Origin of the sequence: Synechococcus sp. MIT S9220, from assembly GCF_014304815.1 — a bacterium.
Lineage (GTDB): Bacteria > Cyanobacteriota > Cyanobacteriia > PCC-6307 > Cyanobiaceae > Synechococcus_C.
Window position 1 is genome coordinate 2,339,999 of sequence record NZ_CP047958.1, and the last position, 22,999, is coordinate 2,362,997.

General features: G+C 59.0%; 29 protein-coding genes and 1 tRNA gene. 18 read left to right on the forward strand and 12 right to left on the reverse strand.

The window, feature by feature from the left end:
- The first annotated feature begins 4 nt into the window (after nt 1-4).
- Nucleotides 5-1,114 (forward strand): mechanosensitive ion channel family protein, encoded by a 1,110-nt coding sequence (locus tag SynMITS9220_RS12800; RefSeq protein WP_255483132.1) that lies wholly within the window; start codon nt 5-7, stop codon nt 1,112-1,114.
- A gap of 17 nt (nt 1,115-1,131) precedes the next feature.
- Here SynMITS9220_RS12800 and SynMITS9220_RS12805 read toward each other — a convergent pair whose 3' ends face one another.
- The 4 genes from SynMITS9220_RS12805 to SynMITS9220_RS12820 form a co-directional block, all read right to left on the reverse strand.
- Nucleotides 1,132-1,920 carry an ABC transporter permease gene (locus tag SynMITS9220_RS12805; RefSeq protein ID WP_186989731.1) on the reverse strand — a complete coding sequence of 263 codons (789 nt, stop codon included), beginning with the start codon at nt 1,918-1,920 and terminating at the stop codon, nt 1,132-1,134.
- A gap of 1 nt (nt 1,921) precedes the next feature.
- Nucleotides 1,922-2,719 carry an ABC-2 family transporter protein gene (locus tag SynMITS9220_RS12810; protein WP_186989733.1) on the reverse strand — a complete coding sequence of 266 codons (798 nt, stop codon included), beginning with the start codon at nt 2,717-2,719 and terminating at the stop codon, nt 1,922-1,924.
- The gene (locus tag SynMITS9220_RS12815) at nt 2,719-3,693 is read right to left on the reverse strand and encodes an ATP-binding cassette domain-containing protein (RefSeq protein ID WP_186989736.1); all 975 of its coding nucleotides are present in this window, start codon (nt 3,691-3,693) and stop codon (nt 2,719-2,721) included. Before SynMITS9220_RS12815 ends, SynMITS9220_RS12810 begins: the two co-directional genes overlap by 1 nt.
- 64 nt (nt 3,694-3,757) lie before the next feature.
- Entirely contained in the window at nt 3,758-6,502 is a 2,745-nt protein-coding gene (locus SynMITS9220_RS12820) for a valine--tRNA ligase (protein WP_186989738.1), read from the reverse strand.
- A gap of 172 nt (nt 6,503-6,674) precedes the next feature.
- Between SynMITS9220_RS12820 and SynMITS9220_RS12825 the strand changes: the two genes are divergently transcribed.
- Entirely contained in the window at nt 6,675-7,910 is a 1,236-nt protein-coding gene (locus SynMITS9220_RS12825) for an extracellular solute-binding protein (RefSeq protein ID WP_186989740.1), read from the forward strand.
- The gene (locus SynMITS9220_RS12830) at nt 7,907-9,181 is read left to right on the forward strand and encodes a mechanosensitive ion channel family protein (RefSeq protein ID WP_186989741.1); all 1,275 of its coding nucleotides are present in this window, start codon (nt 7,907-7,909) and stop codon (nt 9,179-9,181) included. Before SynMITS9220_RS12825 ends, SynMITS9220_RS12830 begins: the two co-directional genes overlap by 4 nt.
- Here the strand turns inward: SynMITS9220_RS12830 and SynMITS9220_RS12835 are convergent.
- Both SynMITS9220_RS12835 and SynMITS9220_RS12840 read right to left on the reverse strand, forming a co-directional pair.
- A complete protein-coding gene (locus SynMITS9220_RS12835; RefSeq protein ID WP_186992250.1) occupies nt 9,132-9,776 on the reverse strand; it encodes a 2OG-Fe(II) oxygenase in 645 nt (214 codons plus the stop codon). The two genes, SynMITS9220_RS12830 and SynMITS9220_RS12835, sit on opposite strands and share 50 nt — an antisense overlap.
- Complete coding sequence (locus tag SynMITS9220_RS12840) at nt 9,776-10,225, reverse strand: protein phosphatase (protein ID WP_186989743.1); 450 nt, start codon at nt 10,223-10,225, stop codon at nt 9,776-9,778. Before SynMITS9220_RS12840 ends, SynMITS9220_RS12835 begins: the two co-directional genes overlap by 1 nt.
- A 68-nt stretch (nt 10,226-10,293) precedes the next feature.
- Here SynMITS9220_RS12840 and SynMITS9220_RS12845 point away from each other — a divergent pair, with 68 nt between their 5' ends.
- From SynMITS9220_RS12845 to SynMITS9220_RS12860, 4 genes are all read left to right on the forward strand, one after another.
- Nucleotides 10,294-10,551 (forward strand): hypothetical protein, encoded by a 258-nt coding sequence (locus SynMITS9220_RS12845; protein ID WP_115125795.1) that lies wholly within the window; start codon nt 10,294-10,296, stop codon nt 10,549-10,551.
- A 38-nt stretch (nt 10,552-10,589) separates the two neighbouring features.
- Nucleotides 10,590-11,510: an oxidoreductase gene (locus tag SynMITS9220_RS12850; protein ID WP_186989745.1), complete on the forward strand. Its 921-nt coding sequence runs from the start codon at nt 10,590-10,592 to the stop codon at nt 11,508-11,510.
- Nucleotides 11,507-11,920, forward strand: coding sequence for a Fur family transcriptional regulator (locus tag SynMITS9220_RS12855; RefSeq protein WP_255483136.1), 414 nt, complete (start codon nt 11,507-11,509; stop codon nt 11,918-11,920). The genes SynMITS9220_RS12850 and SynMITS9220_RS12855 overlap by 4 nt, the downstream gene beginning before the upstream one ends.
- 75 nt (nt 11,921-11,995) lie before the next feature.
- Nucleotides 11,996-12,268 (forward strand): DUF1651 domain-containing protein, encoded by a 273-nt coding sequence (locus SynMITS9220_RS12860; RefSeq protein ID WP_186989747.1) that lies wholly within the window; start codon nt 11,996-11,998, stop codon nt 12,266-12,268.
- A 72-nt stretch (nt 12,269-12,340) separates the two neighbouring features.
- Here SynMITS9220_RS12860 and SynMITS9220_RS12865 read toward each other — a convergent pair whose 3' ends face one another.
- A complete protein-coding gene (locus SynMITS9220_RS12865) occupies nt 12,341-12,547 on the reverse strand; it encodes a hypothetical protein (protein ID WP_186989749.1) in 207 nt (68 codons plus the stop codon).
- Nucleotides 12,548-12,684: 137 nt separating this feature from the next.
- On the opposite strand from SynMITS9220_RS12865, the gene SynMITS9220_RS12870 reads away from it, so the two are divergent.
- The 5 genes from SynMITS9220_RS12870 (at nt 12,685) to SynMITS9220_RS12890 (ending at nt 14,944) form a co-directional block, all read left to right on the forward strand.
- Complete coding sequence (locus tag SynMITS9220_RS12870) at nt 12,685-12,849, forward strand: hypothetical protein (protein WP_170951801.1); 165 nt, start codon at nt 12,685-12,687, stop codon at nt 12,847-12,849.
- 161 nt (nt 12,850-13,010) lie between these two features.
- A complete protein-coding gene (locus SynMITS9220_RS12875) occupies nt 13,011-13,244 on the forward strand; it encodes a chlorophyll a/b-binding protein (protein WP_186989751.1) in 234 nt (77 codons plus the stop codon).
- Between the two features lie 101 nt (nt 13,245-13,345).
- Complete coding sequence (locus SynMITS9220_RS12880) at nt 13,346-13,942, forward strand: AAA family ATPase (protein WP_186989753.1); 597 nt, start codon at nt 13,346-13,348, stop codon at nt 13,940-13,942.
- Between the two features lie 60 nt (nt 13,943-14,002).
- Entirely contained in the window at nt 14,003-14,248 is a 246-nt protein-coding gene (locus tag SynMITS9220_RS12885) for a hypothetical protein (protein WP_186989755.1), read from the forward strand.
- Between the two features lie 429 nt (nt 14,249-14,677).
- The gene (locus SynMITS9220_RS12890) at nt 14,678-14,944 is read left to right on the forward strand and encodes a hypothetical protein (protein WP_186992254.1); all 267 of its coding nucleotides are present in this window, start codon (nt 14,678-14,680) and stop codon (nt 14,942-14,944) included.
- Nucleotides 14,945-15,007: 63 nt separating this feature from the next.
- Here SynMITS9220_RS12890 and SynMITS9220_RS12895 read toward each other — a convergent pair.
- Nucleotides 15,008-15,079 (reverse strand) — tRNA-Val (locus SynMITS9220_RS12895).
- 55 nt (nt 15,080-15,134) lie between these two features.
- On the opposite strand from SynMITS9220_RS12895, the gene SynMITS9220_RS12900 reads away from it, so the two are divergent.
- Nucleotides 15,135-15,647, forward strand: coding sequence for a metal-binding protein (locus SynMITS9220_RS12900; RefSeq protein ID WP_186989757.1), 513 nt, complete (start codon nt 15,135-15,137; stop codon nt 15,645-15,647).
- A gap of 29 nt (nt 15,648-15,676) precedes the next feature.
- On the forward strand, nt 15,677-16,525 hold the full coding sequence (gene mazG / locus SynMITS9220_RS12905; RefSeq protein WP_186989759.1) for a nucleoside triphosphate pyrophosphohydrolase: 849 nt from the start codon (nt 15,677-15,679) through the stop codon (nt 16,523-16,525).
- Nucleotides 16,526-16,539: 14 nt separating this feature from the next.
- Here the strand turns inward: mazG and SynMITS9220_RS12910 are convergent, their stop codons facing one another.
- Complete coding sequence (locus tag SynMITS9220_RS12910; RefSeq protein WP_186989761.1) at nt 16,540-16,716, reverse strand: hypothetical protein; 177 nt, start codon at nt 16,714-16,716, stop codon at nt 16,540-16,542.
- Between the two features lie 64 nt (nt 16,717-16,780).
- Complete coding sequence (gene arfB, locus SynMITS9220_RS12915) at nt 16,781-17,215, reverse strand: alternative ribosome rescue aminoacyl-tRNA hydrolase ArfB (protein ID WP_186989763.1); 435 nt, start codon at nt 17,213-17,215, stop codon at nt 16,781-16,783.
- A 110-nt stretch (nt 17,216-17,325) separates the two neighbouring features.
- Here arfB and speE point away from each other — a divergent pair, with 110 nt between their 5' ends.
- Together speE and speB are read left to right on the forward strand one after the other, a co-directional pair.
- The gene (gene speE / locus SynMITS9220_RS12920; protein ID WP_186989765.1) at nt 17,326-18,189 is read left to right on the forward strand and encodes a polyamine aminopropyltransferase; all 864 of its coding nucleotides are present in this window, start codon (nt 17,326-17,328) and stop codon (nt 18,187-18,189) included.
- A gap of 44 nt (nt 18,190-18,233) precedes the next feature.
- On the forward strand, nt 18,234-19,052 hold the full coding sequence (speB, locus tag SynMITS9220_RS12925; protein WP_186992256.1) for an agmatinase: 819 nt from the start codon (nt 18,234-18,236) through the stop codon (nt 19,050-19,052).
- On the opposite strand, the gene SynMITS9220_RS12930 is transcribed toward speB, so the two are convergent.
- Complete coding sequence (locus tag SynMITS9220_RS12930; protein ID WP_067093638.1) at nt 19,046-19,426, reverse strand: cyclic nucleotide-binding domain-containing protein; 381 nt, start codon at nt 19,424-19,426, stop codon at nt 19,046-19,048. The genes speB and SynMITS9220_RS12930 overlap by 7 nt on opposite strands.
- Nucleotides 19,427-19,527: 101 nt before the next feature.
- Entirely contained in the window at nt 19,528-19,716 is a 189-nt protein-coding gene (locus SynMITS9220_RS12935; protein ID WP_231856363.1) for a hypothetical protein, read from the reverse strand.
- Nucleotides 19,717-19,935: 219 nt separating this feature from the next.
- Here SynMITS9220_RS12935 and gcvT point away from each other — a divergent pair, with 219 nt between their 5' ends.
- Nucleotides 19,936-21,039, forward strand: coding sequence for a glycine cleavage system aminomethyltransferase GcvT (gene gcvT / locus SynMITS9220_RS12940; RefSeq protein WP_186989767.1), 1,104 nt, complete (start codon nt 19,936-19,938; stop codon nt 21,037-21,039).
- 48 nt (nt 21,040-21,087) lie between these two features.
- Nucleotides 21,088-22,923: an aspartate--tRNA ligase gene (aspS, locus tag SynMITS9220_RS12945; RefSeq protein ID WP_186989769.1), complete on the forward strand. Its 1,836-nt coding sequence runs from the start codon at nt 21,088-21,090 to the stop codon at nt 22,921-22,923.
- Nucleotides 22,924-22,999: the final 76 nt, after the last annotated feature.

Genomic DNA, 22,999 nt, shown 5'->3' on the forward strand with positions numbered 1-22,999 from the left:
TCGCGTGACTCAGTCTCATTTGGCCGCGAAGTTACACCTCCAGTTCCTGCAAACCAACCTCGGATTACTGGTTGGAACCCTGGCTCTTCTCGGTGCCTGGGTAACACTTCAGATGTTGAGCCGCCATGGACGCAACATGGGCAGCCATCTCGCAGCAGCCCTGCGGCGCCCTGTTCTGTTCGGACTTGGCGTTTCTCTCTATGCCAGCTGGATCATCCATCAACTGAACAAAGAGCTTGGACTCGGGCTAGTCGCTCAGTCTCAAGTGAACAAAATCTCCACAACTCTGGTGATCGCCAGCATCACCTGGGCAGTGATGAATATCGGCCAAACCGTGGTGCGATCTGCATCGATGAGGCGATGGATTCGAATCGAGGACCAGCAGGATGAAGCCATGCTGATCAACGTGATGAGCAGGCTTTACACTATTTTTGTGCTTCTTGTTGCGACCGCAGTTCTAATGGTGAACTTCGGAGTTCCGTCGGGAGCCATTGCCACGATGCTGGGCGGAGCAGGCATCGGCTTATCCTTCGCGACCCAACAAATCAGTCAGAACTTTCTCTCTGGCTTCATGCTGTTTTTCAACCGCCCATTCCGCGAAGGCGACTGGATCAACGCAAACAACCTGGAAGGGACGGTTGAAAACATTGGCTGGTACTACACCAGAATTCGTACTTTTGACCGCCGGCCCTTATATATACCGAATTCAGTCTTTGCAACAAACCCGATTGAAAATCCAGGCGAAATGTATAACCGCAGAATTCGCGCCAATATCAGTTTGCGCTATGAAGATTTAGGGAAGATTGATGGCATTTCCAAAGAAGTTCGCAATCACCTTCGGCAACATCCAGACATTGATCAGAGCCAAAGCATTCTTGTGAACTTCAACGAATGGGATTCATCGTCCATCAACATGATGGTTTATTGCTTCACCAAAACAACGGTATGGAAAGACTGGCTTGATATTCAACAATCCATTTTTCTTGATATTGCTGGCATTGTTCAACGCAGCGGCGCTGATTTTGCCTTTGACTGCACCACGCTGTATCCAGCACCAGGCTCCGATTCGAACACCCTCATCAATTCACTGAATCGAAGCAACCCAACGTCATGAGAGCCGAATCCGCTCGGTTAGCTGGACGCCGAGGTGTAATGACGCAGTGCAAACAACCAAAAGCTCCGGGCAGCGGCAAAAAACACTGCTGACAAGACAACACCCAAGGCCAGCAAGGGGAGTGAAGCCCGACCAAGCAGCACCTCAGCAGGCACTGTGGTGAGAAACGCCACAGGAACCACCAAAGTGAACAGCAGCCTCAACGGCGCGGGATAAGCCTCAAGGGGATAGCGCCCAGACGCCAACACGGCCCGCAGCACTTCTGTGGCGTTCCAAGTCTTCACAAACCAGATGCTGGTGGCAGCAATCAGAAACCACAGCGAATAAAGGATCACTGCGGCAACCAACAGCATCAGCAACACGGTGACCAGCACAGCTGGGGTCAACACGACACCGGATTGGTGCGCGCCCCAAGCGGCCAGGCCTAGGCCCAGAACGACTTCAGACAGTCCCGCTGGAGCGAAGGTGCGCAGTGACACCCAGAACTGACTGTCGATCGGTTTGAGCAGCACAAAATCAAGGTTGCCCTCACGCACATAGGTGACGATCGCTCCCAGGTTGGGCCTCAGCCAGGCGGTCGTCATACCGTCGAACACGGTGTAAAACCCCTGAACGATCAAAGCCTGGTTCCAGTTCCATCCCCCAAGCTCCCGGCCGGGACCAAAGAAAAGAGACAACAGCAACAGGCTGCCGCCGAGGCTGAGGACCACGGCCAGCAGCTCCACCACCACATTCAGCTGATATTCCAGCTGGGTGGCCAGAGCGGTGCCCCAGAAACGGCGCAAGGTTCGCCAGTAGCGCCCCATCTCAGGCCCCCATGGCGCTGTAGCGCCGAACACCGGCTCGCCAAAGCAACAACACCAGCGGCAGAAGCAAGCCCACCCATGCCAACTGTGCAGCGAAACCTGCTGCCAGATCCACCGAATCACCCGACAAAACCCGAGCTGGAAAATCGATCAGATAGGGGAAAGGTGTCCAGCGCACCCAGGCCTGCACAGCAGGTGGGAAGGCCGTTAAGGGAGCCAGCAGTCCGGAGAGGAACAGAAAAGGCAGAAACAGCAACCGCTCCAGCGCCGTGGCTTTCTCACTCCAGAAACACAACGATGCAATCAGGCTCTGAAGCAAAAAAGCGATCGCAAAGGCCATCCAGGTGGCGATCCAAGCCAGCAGAAATCCACCCAGCGATGGAATCCAGAAGGCTTGCGGCTGAATCAGAAAAAACACACCGGCGATGCCGGCAGCGAAGGGCAGCCGGGTGAGCTGCTCACCCAGGTGCGAGGCCACATAGCGCCAGAGGGGATGCAACGGTTGAAGCAAATAGGGCGAGAGCCTGCCCAGCAGCGCATCTTCCTCGAAGGCATAAACCATCCAAACCACCGAAAACTGACGCACCAGAAAGGCGCTGAGGAAATAACGGTCCAGAGCCACTCCGTCTAAACCCAGTTGAGACCGGGCGTCACTGCCGCTCCAGAGGCTGAGCATGATGAACGGCAGCACTCCAGACAAAGCCCAGAGTGCGATCTCAGCGCGGTACTCGAGCATGTGCGCGTACTGACTACCCAACAGAGCGCGCACGATTCGACGATTGAGCCCGAAGAGACGCATCAGAGGCTTCCCTGGCGAAACAACTCGCCGATCAACTGATCAATCGGAGGGTCATTCACCTCCAGATCACGCACCTCAAAACGTTCCAGGATCTGTGCCAGAACCCTTGTGAGTGATGCCGGGTCCACCCGCAGGTTGACCTCGCAGTTCTCAAGGCTGTCGAGATGACCCAATCCAGAAAAGGCTTCGGCAGGAGCGGGCTCTTCCAATTCAAGCCTCACATGGCGCTCTGGAGCGAGACGACTGGTGAGGCGATCCAGGGGACCGTCATGGAACAACTGACCCTGGTGAATCAGCAACACACGGGGACAAAGAGCCGTGATGTCAGCCATGTAGTGACTGGTCAATAAAACAGTGGCACCGGTGCGGCGGTTGTACTCGGCCAGAAACTGGCGCACCCGCAACTGGGCGTTCACATCCAACCCCAGGGTCGGCTCGTCCAGAAACAACAGCTCCGGTTCATGCAGCAAGGCAGCGAGCAGCTCAGCCTTCATGCGCTGACCCAACGACAACTTGCGCACCGGACGAGTGAGTTCTTCGCCCAGCTCAAGCAGGTCTGACAGCTCGGCAATCCGTCTGCTGGCAACACGATCCGGAATGCCGTAGACCGCCGCGTTGACGCGTAACGAATCCATCGGCGGCAAATCCCAAATGAGCTGTTGCTTCTGGCCCATCACCAACGTGATACGCCGCAGAAAATCGGGGTGCCGTCGCTGGGGGTGATGACCAGCCACCAGCACCTGTCCAGAACTGGGATAGATCAAGCCACACAGCATTTTGAGCGTGGTCGTCTTGCCGGCGCCGTTGGCTCCGAGAAAACCGACCATCTCTCCGGGAGCGATCGCGAACGACACATCCCGAACCGCCGACACATCTCGCTGGCGCCGACGCAGAAAATGGCGAAGAGTACCGGCCAGGCCAGGCTGCTTGTCAGCGACGCGATACGTCTTGCTCAGCCTTTCGACCTTGATCAAAGGAGAGTCCAGCGGTCACAACCAGAGCTGGGTGAAGGCTAGGGATCTGAGCAGCGCAAGCGACTCAGCTGAGATCCTCCAGACGCCTGCGGGCCAGATCAGCCTGTGACTCAGCCTCAGCCAAGTTGGCCTTGCATTCCGCCACCACCGCAGCCGGTGCCTTGTCAGCGAAATTGGGATTAGCCAGTCGACCGGAGAGACCCTTGATCTCCTTCTCAGCCTTGGCGATGTCCTTCTCCAGACGAGCCTTCAAGGCATCGAGATCCACCAAGCCTTCAATCGGAAGCAGCACCTGAAGCTCACCGCTGACACCAGCCAAAGCCTTGGTCACCGGTGCTGCATCCGCCTCAGACGGCGTCATCACCTGAACCGTTTCAGCTCTGGTGAGCGCCGTGATGTCGGCCATCCCCTGCTGCAGCACCTCAACAAGATCGCCGCGGCCACTCACGAAACGCACCGGAACGGTCTGGGAAGGCTTGAGGCCAGCAACCGCGCGCAGATTGCGCACCACGCGGATGGCGGCGATCAACTCGGCAAATGAGGCCTCGAGATCATCATCCAGCGCTGCCTGATTGACGTCCGGCCAGGCCTGAAGTGCCAACAACGTGGTCTCAGGCTCTGCGGTAACGCTGTGCCATAACTCCTCGGTGAGATGCGGCATCAGCGGATTCAGCATCAGGTGCATCTGACTGATCACCTTGGCCAGCACCTGCCGGGCAGTGCGCTGGTCAGCGAGTACCTCAGCGCTGGCGTTGTCCCCTGGATTCAGCCTGCGCTTGCTCAGCTCCAGATACCAGTCGCAAACGTCGTTCCAAGCAAACTCATACAGCCCCTTGGCCGCTTCCCCCAGGCCGTAACGGCTGTAGCGGTCTGCGGTTTCGCGATTCACCCGGGCCAGGCGCGACAGGATCCAACGATCCGCCAACTGCAGAGCAGCAGGATCAGCATCTCCCAATTGAGCCGGAGTCGCACCATCGAGATTCATCAACGCGAAACGGGTGGCGTTCCAAAGCTTGTTGGCGAAATTGCGTGAGGCTTCAACAGTGGCCGAGGTGTCTGTTTTGCGGTCGTAATCCAGGCGGATGTCCTGACCGGCACCAGCCACTTCCCTCACCAACGCGAAACGCAGAGCATCAGTGCCGTAACGCTCAATCAACAGCAGCGGATCGATGCCGTTGCCGGCGCTCTTGCTCATCTTGCGGTTCTGCTCGTCCCTCACCAGGCCGTGGATATAGACGTCCTTGAACGGCATCTCGCCCGTGAAGGCACCAGCCATCATCGTCATCCGGGCCACCCAGAAGAAGATGATGTCGAAGCCTGTCACCAGGGTGCTGGTGGGGTACCAGCGCTGCAGATCGGCACTGTTGGCGTTAGGCCAACCCAACGTGGAAAAGGGCCAGAGGCCGCTGGAGAACCAGGTGTCGAGAACATCCTCGTCCTGCTCAATCACGGCGGCTGAACCGAACGTTTCCTTGGCCTTCTCCAGAGCTTCCGCTTCGTTGCGTGCCACCACATAAGGCGTGGTGTCGGTGTACTTGCCACCGGTCTCACTGATCACGAACCAGGCCGGAATGCGATGTCCCCACCACAACTGACGGCTGATGCACCAGTCACGGATGTCGGTGAGCCAGTCGCGATAGACCTTTTCCCAGCGCTCGGGAATGAAGCGTGGATCCTGCTTCTCAAGCGCTTCACGACAACGGGCTGCCAACGGCTCGGTCTTAACGAACCACTGCGTGGACAAGAGAGGCTCCACAGGGACCTTGCCACGATCGGAGTGGGGAACACTGTGGCGATAGTCCTCCACCTTCACCAGCAGACCAAGGTCTTCGAGACCAGCCACCACCGCTTTGCGCGCCTCAAAGCGATCCAGCCCCTCAAACTCACCGGCCTCTTTGTTCATGGTGCCGTTCTTGCGCATCACCGTGATCTGGGGCAGACCGTGGCGCTGGCCGATGGCGAAATCATTGGGGTCATGGGCAGGCGTCACCTTGACGCAACCAGTACCGAACTCCTTCTCCACGTGGTCGTCAGCCACGATCGGAATCTCACGACCCACAAAGGGGAGCGTGAGGGTCTGACCCACGAGATGGGCGTAGCGCTCGTCGCTGGGATTCACCGCCACCGCCGTGTCGCCAAGCATCGTTTCGGGCCGGGTAGTGGCCACTTCCAGATGGCCCTCGCCACTGCTGAGCGGATAACGGAAATGCCAGAGATGACCATCCACCTCCTTCATTTCCACCTCCAGATCACTCACCGCCGAACCGGAGGCAGGGCACCAATTCACCAGATACTCGCCCCGATAGATCAGACCCTGCTCATGCAGACGCACAAAGGCTTCTTTGACGGCTTCGCTGAGACCTTCATCCAGGGTGAAACGCTGCCGACCCCAATCCACCGAATAGCCGAGCCTGCGCAGCTGATCGACGATGCGGCCACCGCTTTCGGCCTTCCACTTCCAGGCCCGCTCCAGAAAGGCATCACGGCCGAGACCATGACGAGTCTTGCCCTCCTCCTTGAGCTGCTTCTCCAGAATCGTCTGCACCGCGATCGAAGCATGATCCGTGCCGGGGAGACAGAGCACGTTTTTTCCCGCCAAGCGCTGGTAGCGCACGATCGTGTCGATCAAGGCCGTGTTGAAGGCGTGGCCCATGTGCAGGCTGCCGGTGACGTTCGGAGGGGGGATCACCACCGAAAACGGATCCCCAGGCGCCTTGGGGTCGGGATGAAAAGCACCTTGCTCCTCCCAGGCCTGCTGCCAGCGGGCCTCGGTGCCCACCGGGTCATAGGTCTTGGCCAGCTCGGACACAGGACGCGCTCAACAACAGCGATCCATGCTCGCAAAACAGCTGTCTGAACAAACCAAGTCCGCAATATCAACAAGCTGGGCAATCGGGCGAGCTGGATGGCCCTTGAGAGAGCAGTAGCGAGACAGCCACGAATTTGAAGATCAGAATGGCTCGGTCAATCACTTCTCCACCGTGCGTGCTCGGCTTGCAGCCAGCGTCTTGCTCTCCACCCTGCTGCTCAGCGTCAGCGGTTGCAGTCGCCTCGGCAATGAGCTGCCGGTGATGCTTTACCTGGCCATGGTGATCGACCAGGACAGCACGATCGACACCACCACACAGACCGACTTCCGCCAACGCATTGAGCTGATCATCAGCGATTTCCGCAAGATCAAGCCCAACGTGGAAGTGCAGGTCGCGCTTTACAAGCGCGCCAATCTCAACCAGGAACTGCAGCGCCGCAATGCCTCAGATCTAGGCCCTGACCTGGTGGTCACGGATGCCCCTCAGGCCAATCAATTGCTGAGTGACGGGCTGACGGACGAGCTTCCTTTGCAGGACTTCAAACGCCAACAAACTGAGACAACGTTGTGGGAGCGGGTGAAGCTCAACGACGGCCGAATCACGGCCCAGCCGATCGTGATCTATCCGCAGATCGCCTGCTTCAACAGCGAGACCGTTCAGAGCCCTCCCACCACATTGCAGGAGCTTCTCCAACAGGGCGCATCCGGGACCCGCATTGGATTGGCGGTGAGCTTCTCGGAAGTGCTGTGGACCGCTGGGAGTCTGGGAGCCATGCAAAGCCTGTCGCGCGCCAACGATGACCAGAACCTGAGTGCACAAGACACCGAGTCGCTGGTGGCATGGCTGACCTGGTTGCAACGAGCCAGTGCTCAGCAAAACATCTCCTTTTTCCAGGACCAGGGGCAACTGGAAAACCTGCTCAACGAGGGTGAGCTCGACTGGGTGAGCTGCAACTCCAACAGCCTGCTGCGACTCAGAGATCTGATGGGCGACAACCTCGGGGTTTCGCCACTTCCCCGAGGCCCTGCCGGCACCGCAAGCCCCATGAATGCCGTGAGGGTGCTGGCACTCGGAGCGAACTCAAGTCCACGCCAACGTGAAGTAGCCGTGAGCCTGGCCCAGTTCCTCACCAACCCGATGGTGCAGAGGAATCTGTCGCTGCGCTCCCTTGCTTTCCTGCCAGTGAACCCTGCCGTGTCTGTGCCGGTGCGGAGTTCCCAAACGCTGGCCACGTTGGTGCAGTCTCGAGAAGATTCGATGCTGCATGAATCAGCCCTGGCACGGCTGGCTCACCATCGCAACCTCGCTCGCGATGGGTCACAAGTGCTGGTTCCACTGGTGTTTGGAACCTCAAACCCGCGGTCCAGCCTGGATTCCCTGCTCAAAGCCCTGGGGAGTGGATCATGAACCAACTGTTCTGGGAAATCGTCGGCTGGCTGGGTTATCTGCAGCGAACCGCTGTGGTTGCCCAAGTGCTGCTGATCCTTGGACTGACTGTGGGATGGCACCTGAGCAACCCGCAACGGCGGTTTGAAAGCCTCCATCCGGCACTGAGATTGCTGGTGGCGCCGATCGCCATGTTGTTCATCGCCTGGCTGATCGAGCTTCCAGGCGGAAAGACTGGGCTGGTGAGCTACGCCGGCCTCTGCTGGCTGGGCTGGAATCTGCTCAACCTCTTGAACCAACTGCTGCAGCTGCTACTGCCTACCTCCAGCGTTCATCAACTGGAAAGTCGTCTGCTCAGACCGCTGTTTCTGCTTCTGGTGGGCTTGAACCTGATCAGCAAGTTCGACAATCCCGCTGATCTGGGCGTGATCAAGCTGGGCAGCCTCTTCGGTGAGATCCTCACCGTGAACAACCTGGTCGTCGCCCTGCTGGTGACCTATCTACTGCTGGTGGGCACCAAACTTCCAGCCGCTGGCCTGGCCTGGATGCTGCAGAAACTGCTCAGCTGCAGCGACAGCAGCCGCAAGGCTCTTGAGCTGATCGTCCGCTATTTGGTCGTTGGCATTGGCATCACGGCTGTGGGGTTTCACATCGGGCTGAACTCCACGGCTCTGGTCGCCATCGCCGGTGGACTGTCCGTGGGCCTTGGCTTCGGCATCAAGGAGGTCTTCTCCAACTTCATCAGCGGCATCTGGCTGCTGTTTGAAGGGTCAGTGCGTCCAGGCGAAATTTTGATGGTGGATGGAGATCCTTGCGAAGTGCGCAAGCTGGGCCTGCGCGCCACCTTGCTCTGGCGAGATCGAGACAACGCGGAACTGCTGATTCCCAACCAGATGTTTTTCACCGCGCAAGCCACTAGTTACACCGCTACCGACCGGATGCGGCGCAGTGAGATCCGTGTTGGTGCCGCCTATCACCATGACCCCCAGCTGGTGCTGAAGCTCTTGGAGCAGACAGCTCTGAGCGTGCCAAGAGTGCTGAATCATCCAGCGCCGAGGGCGCTGCAGGTGCACTACGGCGACTCCGCCATCGAATATTCACTGCGCTATTGGATCTCCGACCCCATGAACAACATCGGCATTGTGAGTGAGGTGAATCAGGCGATTTGGACAGCGTTCAAACGGGACGGGATTGAAATTCCTTTCCCACAGCAGGTCAACACCGTGCGTGAGATCCCAGCGTTCAGGAACGAGCCAAACGCTGGTGATAACCCTCCTGTGTCCCTGCGTTGATCCAACCTGTGGCAATGGTTTTGCTGTGCTTCTGCGTCACCCTGCCGCGGTGAATGTGACTGGGGCCAGCAGGAAAAATCACCAGTTTTCCGCGCACCGCCTCCTCGTGATGCTGCTGCCAGTGAAACTCCGTACCGGCCTCAGCCACGGTGTCGCAGTAGAGGATCCAAGCCAGAACGCGATGAACAGGTTCCGTCGCCTCATCGCTGATGGTCCAGTCGCAGTGCCACTGACGAAATCCCTCACCGGGCGCATAGCGCTGCAGATTGAAAATCGGCAACACGAACAGAGCCTGGTCAGGGCAGACTTCACGGAACAGGGGGCGTTCCTGCAAATAGCGATCCAACCCCGCACGAACGCCCCGGACAATCACCTCTGAGAGGGCACAGGACTCCGGATCCTCACGATCGATGGCCACCAGGCTGATATCGGTGCTCAGCTTCGACGGCTCCTGATCTCCGGCAGGACCGAAGGCGATACCCGGTCGGTGCAAGTCAGTGCGTCGATCAAAAAATGCCATCACCGCATCCGCGACGGCTTCATAGCCGGCATTGCCGTAGCGACCGATCAGGCTGGTGCCGTTGTTCTCAGACATCAGCCCTTCCAGGGAATCGCCACCACGGCCTCCAGCTGTTGCCAACGACTGCGTTCCGCAACAACCCGGTCGGTCAGTCCCACCCTGTCCAGAGCTACTGAGAGTCGATCAGGCCTGAGCACAACAGGGTCCTGGGGAGCCTGCGACAACAGCAAAACCTGCTGTTCAGCCGGATCAGCCAGCACCTGCAGTTCCAGATCCGCCAGCTCTCGCTCAAAGAAAGTTCGACGCAACCGCGAGGTAATGCGTTCACCAAGGGCAGCGGCGAAGTGCTCCAGGGCATCACGTTCTCCAGACAAACCGCAATTGAGCGAAAGCCAGATCATCAACTTGGCCCAGCTATCAACGGTCCAGAGCGGCTGAAAGCTCTCGCGGTGCTGGCGAATCAGTTCCAGCAGAGCGAAGTCCACAAGCGTGCCCTGCAACTGTTCGGGATCCGGACGGCTCATGCTGATCCTCACTTGAAGACATCCTCTCCCCCGGGGGTCAGACTGGTGTTGCGCGTCTACGCCTGACCATGACCCTGGATCTCAATGATCCCGAACTCGAGTTCTCGGATCTGGTTTATGCCTATCAGAGCTGGGTGATGGCCATCATCAACGACGAAAAACTGGATTCCGAAGACGTCCTGCTCACCGACGAGATCGCTGAAGACGCTCTCAATGCCATGCGCTTCCTGCCTGGCGAGGTGACCAGCGCGATCGAAACTTCGCTGGCGCGCGTCTATGACGTGGATGCCGACGAGCTTGCTGACTTGCTCTTCCCCGAAGACTGAGCGAACCCGCGAGACTGATCCGGCGCTGACTTCGCCGCATGGGCTGGACCATCGACGACATGCCTGACTTGCGAGGACGGATCGCCCTCGTCACAGGTGCCAACAGCGGCCTCGGCCTCGAAACCACGCGGGCCTTGCTCCGGTCGGGAGCGACTGTGCTGATGGCCTGTCGCAGCCGCCGCAAAGGAGAGGCGGCCCGCGCGGAACTGTTAGAGCTGGGGTCCACAGGCGTGGACCTGCTCGACCTGGATCTCGCTGATCTCGACAGTGTCGATGCCTGTTGCCAAGAGGTTCGGTCGCGCTACGAGCGGTTGGATCTTTTGATCAACAACGCGGGATTGATGGCACCTCCACGGCTGCTGAGTCAGCAGGGGCATGAAATGCAGTTCGCGGTGAATCACCTTGGCCACTTCGCTCTGACGCAGGCCTTACTGCCTCTGATGGAGGGCCGTGAGCACGCTCGAGTCGTCACCGTCACCTCGGGAGCGCAATATTTCGGAGCGATCGCTTGGGATGACCTGAGCGGTGAAAAGTGCTACGACCGCTGGAAGGCTTACAGCCAGAGCAAGTTGGCCAATGTGATGTTTGCACTGGAATTCAATCAGCGTCTCGAGCAATCTGGGAGCAGCGTGAGATCGCTGGCAGCCCATCCAGGCCTGGCGCGGACGAATCTTCAACCGCTCTCGGTGGCATCCAGTGGCGCCTGGCAGGAAGCCCTGGCTTACCGATTGATGGATCCCATGTTCCAGAGCGCAGCACAGGGGGCACTACCGCAGCTACTGGCGGCAACATCCCCATCAGCAAAAGGTGGAGAGCACTACGGCCCCAGTCAGTTTGGAGGACTGCGAGGTGCTCCAAAACAGCAGCCCGTGGCTCGCGCCGCTCGCAGCCAAGAACAGAGATCCCGCCTTTGGACCATCAGTGCCGAACTGATCCAGAGCAGAAGCGCAGCGGCATGAGGTCAGATTTCAGCATGGAGCAGCAAGGATCCACAGGCACGCAACGGCAGCAATTGCTGCTGGAGGAACTGCAAAAGAGTCAGTCCGAAATGACCGGCCAGCAGTTGCATCGCTGCCTGGAAGGGCAACCGGGCGCCATGGGGCTTGCAACCGTTTATCGCAATCTGCGCAAACTCCATCAACAGGGCAAGGTGCGCTGCCGGCATCTGCCGACAGGCGAAGCGCTCTACGCACCGGTCGATCGTGATCAGCACCATCTCACCTGTGTGAGCTGCGGCACGACGCAGACACTCGAGCAGTGCCCGATTCATGAAATGAACGTGCAGGCTCCGGAAACGGACAACTTCAAGCTGATCTTTCACACGCTGGAATTCTTCGGGCTCTGCAACAGATGCCGCCCCAAGAGCTGAATCACACCAACACCGGATCAAGCCAGCATTGGGCCTGGTGATCCTTCTGAGCAGGGTGTGATCAGACTGCTAAACATGCCAAACCGCAATCGAACCACCCCAGAACCCCCAGTGAAGTCCGGAGGAGAGGGGTGGTTGGTGAACGGTGCACAAAAGCTGCTGGTGCAGTTCAAACCCGACACGCCATCGGCCCAGGAGCAGTGGGTCTCCGTGAGAACTTATGGATGGGTGCCACCGCATCCGCCCGAGCCCCAGTCACGACGACGCATGCTCAGACACAACGCCATGGAAGCTTGGGAGACGATGTTGAAGACAGGCTGGCGACGCTGTTCGCCGCCAGTGCACTAGAGACTCGGAGATGTGACTCTCCACAGAAACCATGACTCTCCAGTGACTCTCCACAGGTCCAGACCTGGCGATTTAGTGGGGTACTCGAATCAGAGTCCTTTCGGAGGAGTCAACGCGATCCAGGGCAGTGTCCAGCGGCAGTCTGGAGCTGTTGGCTCGCGAAGCAGTGACAAGCCAGACCACCACAGCCACAACGCTGACCCCGACCAGAACCCCGAAAGCTCGCACCAGATGGTGGGTGATGTCGTCGGGATGCCTCTGGGGAGCGCTCGGTGCCATCAAGACTGCGCGGATGGTTTAGTTCTGGCCAACCCAAATCACCTGGGCAAGCAAATGCGCAATTGTTTCCTGAATTGCTGAAGCATTTGCGGGCCTGTCTGAACCAGGGCTAAAGCAAGTGGATGCCGTGCATCCCCATGACAAGCAGCACTGACCATTCCGAATCCTTGCTGGAGGATGTCGTCGCAGAGGAAATTGCCCTCCAGATTGATCACATTGCTGAGTCACTGCAGCGCGAAGGTTGGCCCATGCCGCTGGTGAAACGTTTCATGCACCGTGCGGTCGAAAACTTGCCTGAGTAGGCGGAGGTCAGTGTCCCGCACTTGGGACAACCAATCAGTGAATGTGCTCCCGTGGAACCAGTCTGAAAAGGTCCTGAAACCGAACCTGCATGGGCGGCTGTCCTGCCTCCCAGGCAGCCAACAGCAGGCGTAGACCAAACAGGTCCGACTCGGAGACATCCATGACAGCAACCACACTTCAGGTACCCACCGGACTGGTGACTCACGATCTTGAGGGGCACGACAACGTCTACCCCAAGGAACCACACATGGAACTTGCTGGACCTGACGCTGGTTGGGGGTTCCACGCACGGGCGGAGAAGTTAAACGGGCGTCTAGCCATGCTCGGATTCATTGCTGCGATCGCAACGGAATTGATCAGTGGCGAAGGCTTACTCCACACCATTGGCCTTTAACCGTGATCCAAACCAGACATCGACGCTCAACCGATGTCTGGCTGATCCATTCATTGAGGTCGAAACATCATGAATGACGATCCTCTACTGCCGAACTCAACATGCGCATCGCCATCAGCGGATCTCACTCTCTCGGCAAAAGCACCTTGGTCTGGGACTGGACCAAACGGCATCCCCAATACACACGTGAAGAGGAGCCGTTTCGTGCCCTAGATGGCGAAATGTATGACATCCGATTCCGTCAGGAAAGCAACCGTCTTCACAACGGCATCCAGATGTATTACAACGCTAGTCGCGTGAACCTTTATTCATCAATCAACGACTGTGTGATTTTCGATCGCGCACCTATTGATTACATCGCCTACTCGCAATACACAGCCGATAAACAAACAACCGATATCGATAATGCATTTGTGGAAGCAATGGTGCCGAGAGTCAGAGAGACGCTTCAGAGGCTTGATTTGGTGGTCTTTGTCCCCATGACTGATCGCTGGCCAGTGGACATGGAGGATGACGGCATCAGACCCGTCGATCTTCCCTACCGAGCAGAAGTCGATGCGATCTTTAAACAGATCTATCGGGGTGAACGCTTCTCAGTCATGCCAGACAAGAATCGGCCAAAGCTGATCGAACTCTGGGGCTCCCGTGAGCAAAGGCTCGATCGACTCCAGCAAGCAGCAGCCTCATCCCTGCCCTGATTGCTTCGCCAAAAGCGATGGGGCCCTGCAGCTGAGCATTGCGAGACATGTGTCCCCTGCTTGACAGACACATGGTCAGATTTCCGAGATGGTGGCTTCAACCGCGATGGATCCAATGTCCAGAAGCAGTTGGCTGAAGAGCCCAACACGATGCTCAGCCGCCTCCACATGGCAGACGTCTCCACAACCTTCAGCAGAGGAAACCAAACAACGGATCGAGATGCTGTGGTCGATACCTTCGTCAACCAACGAGAAAGCGACAAAATCTGGTTGATCAAGCAGGATTCAACGCCTGAGCAACGTTGACTAACCCGACGCTGCAATCCGCATTACGCCGTCGGGTTTGTCGAGACGTGCGTGGGCCTTTCATTTCCCCGCGACGAGATCATGGCAATCGCATGGGTGCTGGCGTGGCTCCCGGTGACTGAACTGACCTCAGCTGAATTCGGTTGGGAAAGGTGCTGAAACCCTTCTGGCTGAAGCGCGCATCGGGGCGTCCTGATTGTCCGTTCGACCTTCTCCAACGGTCCGCTGTCGGACTTAAGTCATGGTTGGTCATCACTGACCGGCTGGACAGCTCAGAAATCTCAAGTTGAATACCCATGACACGGATCCTCACTTCGCGCCCCCTTGAGAAAGGGGCGTTTTTTGTGGGGCTGGATCAGGCCATTCAAGATCTGAACATCGTTCTGAGTTCACTCACGAGTAAGGTCAGCCTCCTCGATCGAGATGGCGATGCTGCAAAGCCTGTTTTCAGTCGTCCTTGTAGCTGTCATGTGGGTGCAAGTTCCGCAATGGCAAGCCGATTGGTCGCAGTGCTCGGTGGACGTACCAGACGTTGACTGCCATTGGTATGTCGTCGCTCCAGACAACACCTTTGGCGAAGGCTTCAGCTGGGAAAACTCTCCATGGTTCAGCGCTGAAGGGCTCCTTGATGTTGCCGAGCTGAACAACACCATGAACGCAATCCAGCAGCCCGAACTTGGCTTAGCTCCTGCCTAACCGCTTCTCAGACGAAAGCCTTGTTACCGCTTTAGAGCTGCGTTTTGAAGTGATGGCTCGGAATGGGCGATACGGGGATCGAACCTGTGACAATCTCCTTGTAAGGGAGGTGCTCTACCGCTGAGCTAATCGCCCGAGAAGCCGATTCTGCCTGATCGAGGCACGCTGGAACAGCTCAACACGAATTGCTGTGGCCTCAGGCCGAGACCATGACCGGGCCACCCTGGCCTGGTGCCTGCCCATGGGCCTGCTGACGGGATGGTGGCTGGGATGGATCAACGGTGCCCTAACGGCGCTGGCCTTCATCGTGGGAGGCCTCTGGCTATCACCAGACCTTGACGTGCGCTCCGCCGCACTCAGGCGCTGGGGGGTATTGGGTGCGATCTGGTGGCCCTATCGACGCCTGCTGCCGCATCGATCACTCTTATCCCACGGCCCCCTAATCGGCATGGCACTGCGATTGGCATGGCTGTCAGCCCTGATGCTGCTGGTCTGGATCAGCGCTGCATCCCTGCTTGCACCTGCCATCCCAACCCCGTCCCAGGCATGGCCAGACCTTGTGATGACATTCAGGCAACATCCACGGACCTTGATCGGCGTCCTGCTGGGTCTGGAAAGCAGCGTATGGCTGCATCTGATCCTTGATGGAGATCCACTGCCTGCAGAGTGCGCAAAACCCTGGCGAAAGCGTCGACGTCGGTGAGAGGGTGACCACAAGCGTGTGCGGTTTCCATGGCCTCAGGCTCCGACGTGTTCCAGCACCAGGACCCCCTGCGCCGGCTGGAGAACTTGGTGGCACGGTTACGCGATCCCGCAGAAGGCTGCCCCTGGGACCTGGAACAGACCCACCAATCTCTCACCCCCTTCGTGCTGGAGGAAGCCCATGAGGTGGCCGATGCAATCCGTCATGGCGATGACCAGCACTTAAAGGAGGAGCTCGGCGACCTGCTGCTGCAGGTGGTGCTGCATGCACGCATCGCCGAGGAAGACAACCGTTTCGATCTGAATGCTGTGGCTGCGGGCATCAGCGACAAACTGATCCGTCGCCATCCCCATGTCTTTGCTGACGCCGAAGCCCGCGACAGCGCAGCTGTTCGCATCAGCTGGGAAGCCATCAAGGCGCAGGAAAGAGCTGGGGCCAAAGCTGCTGCAGTTTCTGCATCTCCCCTCAGCGATCAGCTGGCCAGCAAGGTGCGTGGACAGCCGGCCCTCTCTGGGGCGATGACCATCTCCAGAAAAGCCGCAAAGGCTGGATTCGAATGGGAGGACATCACCGGCGTCTGGAGCAAGGTGAATGAGGAACTCGAGGAGCTCAAGGACGCCATCTGCTCAGGCGACAAAGCCCATGCACAGGAGGAGCTTGGAGATGTGTTGTTCACCCTGGTGAATGTGGCCCGCTGGTGTGAGCTCAGCCCGGAGGAAGGACTGGCAGGAACCAATCAACGCTTCCTGGATCGCTTCTCACGGGTGGAAGCAGCTCTGGACGGTGATCTGGAAGGCCACAGCATCCAAAAACTGGAGGAGCTGTGGCAGCAAGCAAAACAAGCGATCCGAAGCCAATCTCAGGATCAGGAACGCTGATCAGCTGATCGGAATTAGTCGTGTGCAGCGATCGTGCCTTCCGTTGTGCCCCAGAGGTGGCGCTTTGCCTGGTCGGCTTCGCGGATGAAAGCGCGAGCCTGATCACGGGTTGTGCAACTCCTGGCACCTTCTTCCAGGCGCATCAGGTTGACTAGCTCTGCTGAAGGATGGTGAGTATTTGATTGATTCATCCATCCACCTCCAAGACAACTTGGTTAATCGCACCTTAATCAAGAAATCCATCTGGACCAATCTCTAGTCATCCAGTGAGGGCCGGCCTTGCCGGCGACGTTTGACTTCGCTGCGCTTGCCTTTGGCATCCAGCCTGCGTTGAACAGCAGCACGTCCCGGCCGTGTGGGCCTGCGCTTCGGAGGTGGCGGCTTGAGTCCCTCTCTCAGCAAGTCCGCCAGTCGCGCCATGGCCCTCTGACGGTTTTGCCACTGGGAACGCTCCTCAGCAGCAACCACCCTCAGACAGTTCCCCTCCAATCGCGATGCCAATTGCTGCCGCAACCGGGCCTTGCGGAACGGACCCAGGGCCTTCGAACTCTCCAGGTCAAATCTCAGTTCCACTCTCGAATCGGTGGTGTTCACTCCCTGCCCGCCCGGGCCCGAGGACCTGGAAAACCGCCACTGCAACTCAGCCGCTGGAATCACCAAACGGTCATTAATCGGCAGATCCTGAATCACACTCCGACTCCAATGAGCACTGAAAGTGATCTCGACAGTCTGGGTCCTTTGCGGGGCAACGATGAACCAACGCTGTTCTTAGCTGGAGGAAGGAATCCTCCACAACCTGCATGACCAAGGCATCCGCGGCCACTGGCGGCTGGATCGATGAGCACCATGAAGGGGTTCGTTATGGCCTCGCAGGACGAGTGCTGGTGGAAGAACAAAGCGACTTTCAGCGCATCACCGTGATTGAGAGCGAGCGCTACGGCAAAGGGCTACTGCTGGACGGTTGCTGGATGACAGCGGAGCGCCAGGAACGGCATTACCACGAATCACTGGTGCATCCGGCTCTTTGCGCTGCCGCGGCCACTGAACGGATCCTGGTGATCGGCGGTGGCGACGGCGGTACCGCCCGCGAATGCCTTCGCCATCCAGGCGTTCAACATCTCGACATGGTGGAGATCGATGGCCGGGTGGTGGAACTCAGTCAGAAGCATCTGGCTTCGCTGGGTGGAGGCTGCTGGCAGGACCCCCGCTTTCACCTCACGGTGGGCGATGGCATTGCCTGGGCCGCGGACTGCAGACACGCCAGCTACGACGTGGTGATCGTGGATGGTTCCGATCCGGCAGGTCCAGCCGAAGGGTTGTTCAACCGCAGCTTCTTCGAGCACTGCCGGCGCATCCTCAGGCCGGGAGGCGTCTTCGCCACCCAGAGCGAATCTCCGGAGGCCTTCCAGCAGGTTCACATCGACACTGTTCGTCTGCTGAAGGATGTCTTCGGCCATGCCGACCCCCTTTACGGCTGGGTGCCGATGTACCCCAGCGGCTGGTGGAGCTGGACGTTCGCAGCGGTGGACGGCCCCCGCTACCGAAACCCCGACCCGGAGCGGGCAGCCAGCATCGCCTCAGGCTGCGAAATCTGGAGCCCACGCTGGCAATCCGGTGCCTTTGAAGCGATGCCTGCCTTCATCGAACGGGAGCTCTTGGCGTGAGCATCCCGGGCCACTCACTGTTTGATCGAGAGGGGGCGATCTACATGGGCGCCAGCCGGGATCCAGACGGCTGCAAGGTGGGCCTGTTCGGCGTGCCCTATGACGGCACGACATCGTTCAGGCCCGGCACCCGTTTCGGACCTGCAGCCGTGCGGGAGGTGAGTACAGGCCTTGAGACCTACTGCCCCCAGCTCGACCTTGATCTCGAAACCATGGCCTATGCCGACCTCGGAGCGGTCGAGATCCCCTTCGGCGCCCCCGAGCCAGTGCTGGAGGCCGTTTACAACGCCACGATCCATGTCCAAGACCTGCAGCTCAAGCCGTTGATGCTGGGCGGAGAACACTCGATCAGCTCCGGAGCTGTCGCCGCAGTCGCCAAGCGGCATCCTGATCTGGCGCTCGTGCAGCTCGATGCCCACGCGGATCTGCGCGATCAATGGCTGGGATCTCGCCACAGCCACGCTTGTGCCATGCGGCGCTGCCTAGACGTGCTTCCCAGCCGGGAGCTACTGCAAATCGCGATTCGCAGCGGCACTAAGGAAGAGTTCTCCGAACTGCGCAGCAGCAATCGCCTGGTGCCCATCGATCAGATGGTCTGCCGACTGCGGAATTTGCGGGGCCAACCTCTTTATCTCACCGTTGACCTGGACTGGTTTGACCCGGCCGTGATGCCGGGCACCGGGACCCCCGAACCAGGGGGCTTCCTCTGGCGACACTTCGCTGAACTGGTGAGCGAATTACGCCACCACAACCTTGTCGGAGCCGATGTTGTTGAACTGGCTCCTCAACTGGACCGAAGTGGCATCAGCAGCGTTCTGGCAGCCAAGGTGACCCGCAGCCTGCTGCTGCTGATGGCTCAGTAAAAGTGAGCAGCGCCAAGACGCTGCTCCCGCAGTCGACGATGCTGACCACTGAGCAGGCTGAGCACGAGTGTGGGATGCCTGTGAATCAGCTCTAAAAAGCTGTTGCGATCCAACCGAAGCACGTGCACCGGGGTGATCGCACGCGCTGTTCGGCTGTGATGTGCGTCATCAACCACCAGGTCTTCATAAAAGAAGACCTCTCCATCGCCATAGCGGAGGCGGTCACGACCACCGGTCGTGAGCTCCACCAGTCCACGCTCAATCGCATAAAGAGCACTCACCGACTCACCCCGCTCAAACAGGATGCTCCCTGTCGGCAGCAGCAATAGCTCAACATTGCGATGCTCAGCAATCAGCTGAACAGCGGTCGGCATAGGGGTGGGGACCGACAAGGGAAACGTTAATCACGATCAGTCTCCTTATTGTTGCGGCCGATTCAAGGGTTGTTGTAATTGAAACAACACACCCCGTTGGTTCACAACACCTGCGCTGGCTCTCCGGACTGACCAAGACCATCCACGGAAGATCCAAGATCCAACTGTCGGTCGCCTCCAACGAGAGGCTGGTCAGGAGGCACGAGGCCAGGAAGCACCGGGGCACGAGCCGTCCAGTGATGGCACCAAATCACGCGTGCAAGCTCAACGTGAACCGTCAGATTGCGCAACCTGCACCATCCACCACCCCCACCGCCCTGTGCAGGGATGCAGTGCTGACAGGACTGGCAGGAAGACTTGGACAGAAGGCTGTCTGAACTGGGTCATTCAAGCTAAGGACGCTTTGAGTAGCGGTCGATGCTGAAGCCGCAATCTGCGGCTTTGCTTCCACTTCCAACGCAAACCGGAACATCATCCATAGGATCCGCTGTGAACGCCTGATCTCCGTCATGGATCTGCAACGTACGCCTCTCCATGACCTCTGCCGAGAGGCCAAGGGCCGCATGGTTCCTTTTGCTGGCTGGGAAATGCCAGTTCAGTTCTCAGGGCTCATCGCAGAGCACAAAGCCGTGCGTGAAGACGTGGGGATGTTCGACATCTCCCACATGGGCGTGCTTCGAATCGAAGGCAGTAACCCCAAAGACGCACTCCAGACTCTGGTGCCAACGGACCTGCACCGGATCGGAGTGGGGCAGGCCTGCTACACCGTGCTGCTGAACGACAAAGGCGGCATCCGTGATGACCTGATCGTCTACGACCAGGGGGAAACCGAATCCGGCGACGGCACCGTGCTGGTGGTAATCAATGCCGCCTGCGCAAACAGCGACACGGCCTGGATGAAACAGCAGCTGGAACCGCGAGGTCTCAGTGTTCAAGATGAAAAGCGTGATGGCGTGCTACTCGCCCTGCAGGGCCCGAAGGCGATCGGAATAGTCGAGACACTCAGCGGAGAGTCTCTGCACGAGCTGCCCCGCTTTGGCCATCGCCTGCTGCAACTGCAAGGGCTGAGCGACCAGGTGTTCTGCGCCCGAACCGGCTATACGGGAGAAGACGGTGCTGAACTACTGCTGAGCCGGTCAGACGGTCGCAAACTCTGGGCGCAAATGCTGGAACTCGATGTCGAGCCCTGCGGTCTAGGAGCACGAGACACCCTGCGTTTGGAGGCCGCCATGCATCTTTATGGCCAGGACATGACCGCCAGCACCAACCCGTTCGAGACAGGCCTGGGTTGGCTGGTGCACCTCGAAATGCCGCAAGACTTCGTTGGACGTCAGGCCCTGGAGCAAGTCGCCGCCCAGGGAGCCTCCCAGCGGCTGGTGGGACTGAAGCTGCAGGGACGCGCCATTGCCCGGCACGACTACCCAGTGCTGCACAACGGAGAAAAGGTTGGGGTGGTCACCAGCGGCAGCTGGTCACCCACCCTGAAAGAAGCCATCGCCCTTGCCCTAGTGCCCAAGGAACTGGCCAAAGTCGGCAGCGAACTGGGCGTGGAGATCCGAGGGCAGGTGCAACCGGCCACAGTGGTGAAGCGGCCCTTCTATCGACGTGGATAAAGGGTCCCGGGCTATGGGAAACTCGCCTGTCACCAGCTGATAGTTCCCATGCGCAGCAACGGTTGCGGCGACCTGCGCAAGCAGCACATTGATAAGCAGGTGCAGCTCTGCGGCTGGGTGGATCGACGCCGCGACCACGGCGGTGTGATTTTCATTGACCTGCGCGACCGCAGCGGCACCGTGCAAATCACCGTTGACCCCGACCTGGGCGCTGAGGCTTTTGCTGTGGCCGAACATCTGCGCAGCGAAACCGTGCTGCAGGTGAATGGCAAGGTGCGAGCCCGCCCTGCCGAATCTCTCAACGACAAGCTGGCGACCGGTGCTGTGGAGGTGCTGGCCAGCGGTATCAAGGTCTTGAACAGCGTGAAAGGAAACCTTCCTTTCCCCGTTTCGGTGCACGACGAGGAGAACACACGCGAGGAGCTGCGCCTGCGCCACCGCTATCTGGATCTGCGCCGCAAGCGCATGAACGACAACCTGCGCCTACGCGCCCAGACCATCCAGGCCGCGCGCCGCTTCCTGGAGGAGCAGAGCTTCATTGAGGTGGAGACTCCCGTCCTGACGCGTTCCACACCGGAAGGCGCCCGTGATTACGTGCTGCCCAGCCGCGTATGTGGCGGCGACTGGTTCGCCCTGCCCCAGTCGCCCCAGCTGTTCAAACAGCTGCTGATGGTGGGCGGCATCGAGCGCTATTACCAGGTGGCCCGCTGCTTCCGCGACGAAGACCTACGCGCCGATCGCCAGCCGGAATTCACCCAGCTGGACATCGAGATGAGCTTCATGGACCAGGAAGAGATCCTGGAGCTCAATGAATCGCTGATCTGCGCCATCTGGAAGGCGGTGAAAGGAATCGAGCTGCCGAGACCCTTCCCGCGCATGACCTGGCATGACGCGATGGAACGCTACGGCACCGACAGGCCCGACACCCGTTACGGCATGGAGCTGGTGACCGTTTCGGACATCGTCAAGGACATGGGCTTCAAGGTGTTCAGCGGTGCGGTGAAGTCCGGCGGCGCGGTGAAGGTGATAGCGGTGCCAGGCGGCAACGACGCCCTTTCCAATGTGCGCATCAAGCCCGGTGGAGATGTGTTCAGTGAGGCCCAGGCCGCTGGAGCCGGTGGCCTGGCCTTCATCCGCGTGCGCGAAGCAGGCGAGATCGACACCATCGGCGCGATTAAAGACAACCTCAGCGAGGAACAGAAGCAGGAGCTGCTGAGTCGCACCGGAGCTCAGCCAGGCACGCTGCTGCTGTTCGGTGCCGGTGACACCGCCACGGTGAACAAAGCCCTCGACCGGGTGCGTCAGTATCTGGCCAAGGAGCTGGGCATGGTCCAAGCCGACCGGGACAACGACCAATGGAACTTCCTCTGGGTCGTGGATTTCCCGATGTTCGAGTTCAACAGCGATGAGAATCGTTTTGAGGCTCTGCATCACCCCTTCTGCGCTCCCAACAGCGAAGATCTGGGCAACGAGCCATCGGAGTGGGCCAAGACACTGCCGCAAGCCCGCGCTCAGGCCTACGACCTCGTGCTCAACGGACTCGAACTCGGTGGTGGCTCGCTGCGCATCCATGACTCGGCCCTGCAGCGACAAGTGCTGCAGACCGTGGGTCTGCCCCTGGAGGAAGCCCAGGAGCAGTTCGGCTTCCTGATGGACGCTCTTGATGTGGGAGCTCCTCCCCACGGAGGCCTGGCCTTCGGCGTCGACCGGATGGTGATGTTGCTGGCCGGCGAGGAATCAATCCGTGACACGATCGCCTTCCCCAAGACTCAGCAAGCGCGTTGTCTGATGACGAACGCTCCCGGCGTTGTTGCCGACAAGCAGCTTGAGGAGCTGCATGTGGCCAGCACCTGGGTCGAAGAGAACGACGAAGCCACCAACTAGAACCCGAACAGAAACCAGCGGTTCGGAGCACTGAACCCTCAGAGCATCAACCCTGGAAGGACAGTGAGCCATCCAG

Coding starts and splice junctions, on each gene's coding strand:
- SynMITS9220_RS12805 (WP_186989731.1), bottom strand. CDS start 1,920: ATGGGGCGCTACTGGCGAACCTTGCGCCGTTTCTGGGGCACCGCTCTG.
- SynMITS9220_RS12810 (WP_186989733.1), bottom strand. CDS start 2,719: ATGCGTCTCTTCGGGCTCAATCGTCGAATCGTGCGCGCTCTGTTGGGT.
- SynMITS9220_RS12830 (WP_186989741.1), top strand. CDS start 7,907: ATGAACCAACTGTTCTGGGAAATCGTCGGCTGGCTGGGTTATCTGCAG.
- SynMITS9220_RS12835 (WP_186992250.1), bottom strand. CDS start 9,776: ATGTCTGAGAACAACGGCACCAGCCTGATCGGTCGCTACGGCAATGCC.
- SynMITS9220_RS12840 (WP_186989743.1), bottom strand. CDS start 10,225: ATGAGCCGTCCGGATCCCGAACAGTTGCAGGGCACGCTTGTGGACTTC.
- SynMITS9220_RS12845 (WP_115125795.1), top strand. CDS start 10,294: ATGACCCTGGATCTCAATGATCCCGAACTCGAGTTCTCGGATCTGGTT.
- SynMITS9220_RS12850 (WP_186989745.1), top strand. CDS start 10,590: ATGGGCTGGACCATCGACGACATGCCTGACTTGCGAGGACGGATCGCC.
- SynMITS9220_RS12855 (WP_255483136.1), top strand. CDS start 11,507: ATGAGGTCAGATTTCAGCATGGAGCAGCAAGGATCCACAGGCACGCAA.
- SynMITS9220_RS12860 (WP_186989747.1), top strand. CDS start 11,996: ATGCCAAACCGCAATCGAACCACCCCAGAACCCCCAGTGAAGTCCGGA.
- SynMITS9220_RS12865 (WP_186989749.1), bottom strand. CDS start 12,547: ATGGCACCGAGCGCTCCCCAGAGGCATCCCGACGACATCACCCACCAT.
- SynMITS9220_RS12870 (WP_170951801.1), top strand. CDS start 12,685: ATGACAAGCAGCACTGACCATTCCGAATCCTTGCTGGAGGATGTCGTC.
- SynMITS9220_RS12875 (WP_186989751.1), top strand. CDS start 13,011: ATGACAGCAACCACACTTCAGGTACCCACCGGACTGGTGACTCACGAT.
- SynMITS9220_RS12880 (WP_186989753.1), top strand. CDS start 13,346: ATGCGCATCGCCATCAGCGGATCTCACTCTCTCGGCAAAAGCACCTTG.
- SynMITS9220_RS12890 (WP_186992254.1), top strand. CDS start 14,678: ATGCTGCAAAGCCTGTTTTCAGTCGTCCTTGTAGCTGTCATGTGGGTG.
- mazG (WP_186989759.1), top strand. CDS start 15,677: ATGGCCTCAGGCTCCGACGTGTTCCAGCACCAGGACCCCCTGCGCCGG.
- SynMITS9220_RS12910 (WP_186989761.1), bottom strand. CDS start 16,716: ATGAATCAATCAAATACTCACCATCCTTCAGCAGAGCTAGTCAACCTG.
- speE (WP_186989765.1), top strand. CDS start 17,326: ATGACCAAGGCATCCGCGGCCACTGGCGGCTGGATCGATGAGCACCAT.
- speB (WP_186992256.1), top strand. CDS start 18,234: ATGGGCGCCAGCCGGGATCCAGACGGCTGCAAGGTGGGCCTGTTCGGC.
- SynMITS9220_RS12930 (WP_067093638.1), bottom strand. CDS start 19,426: ATGCCGACCGCTGTTCAGCTGATTGCTGAGCATCGCAATGTTGAGCTA.
- gcvT (WP_186989767.1), top strand. CDS start 19,936: ATGGATCTGCAACGTACGCCTCTCCATGACCTCTGCCGAGAGGCCAAG.
- aspS (WP_186989769.1), top strand. CDS start 21,088: ATGCGCAGCAACGGTTGCGGCGACCTGCGCAAGCAGCACATTGATAAG.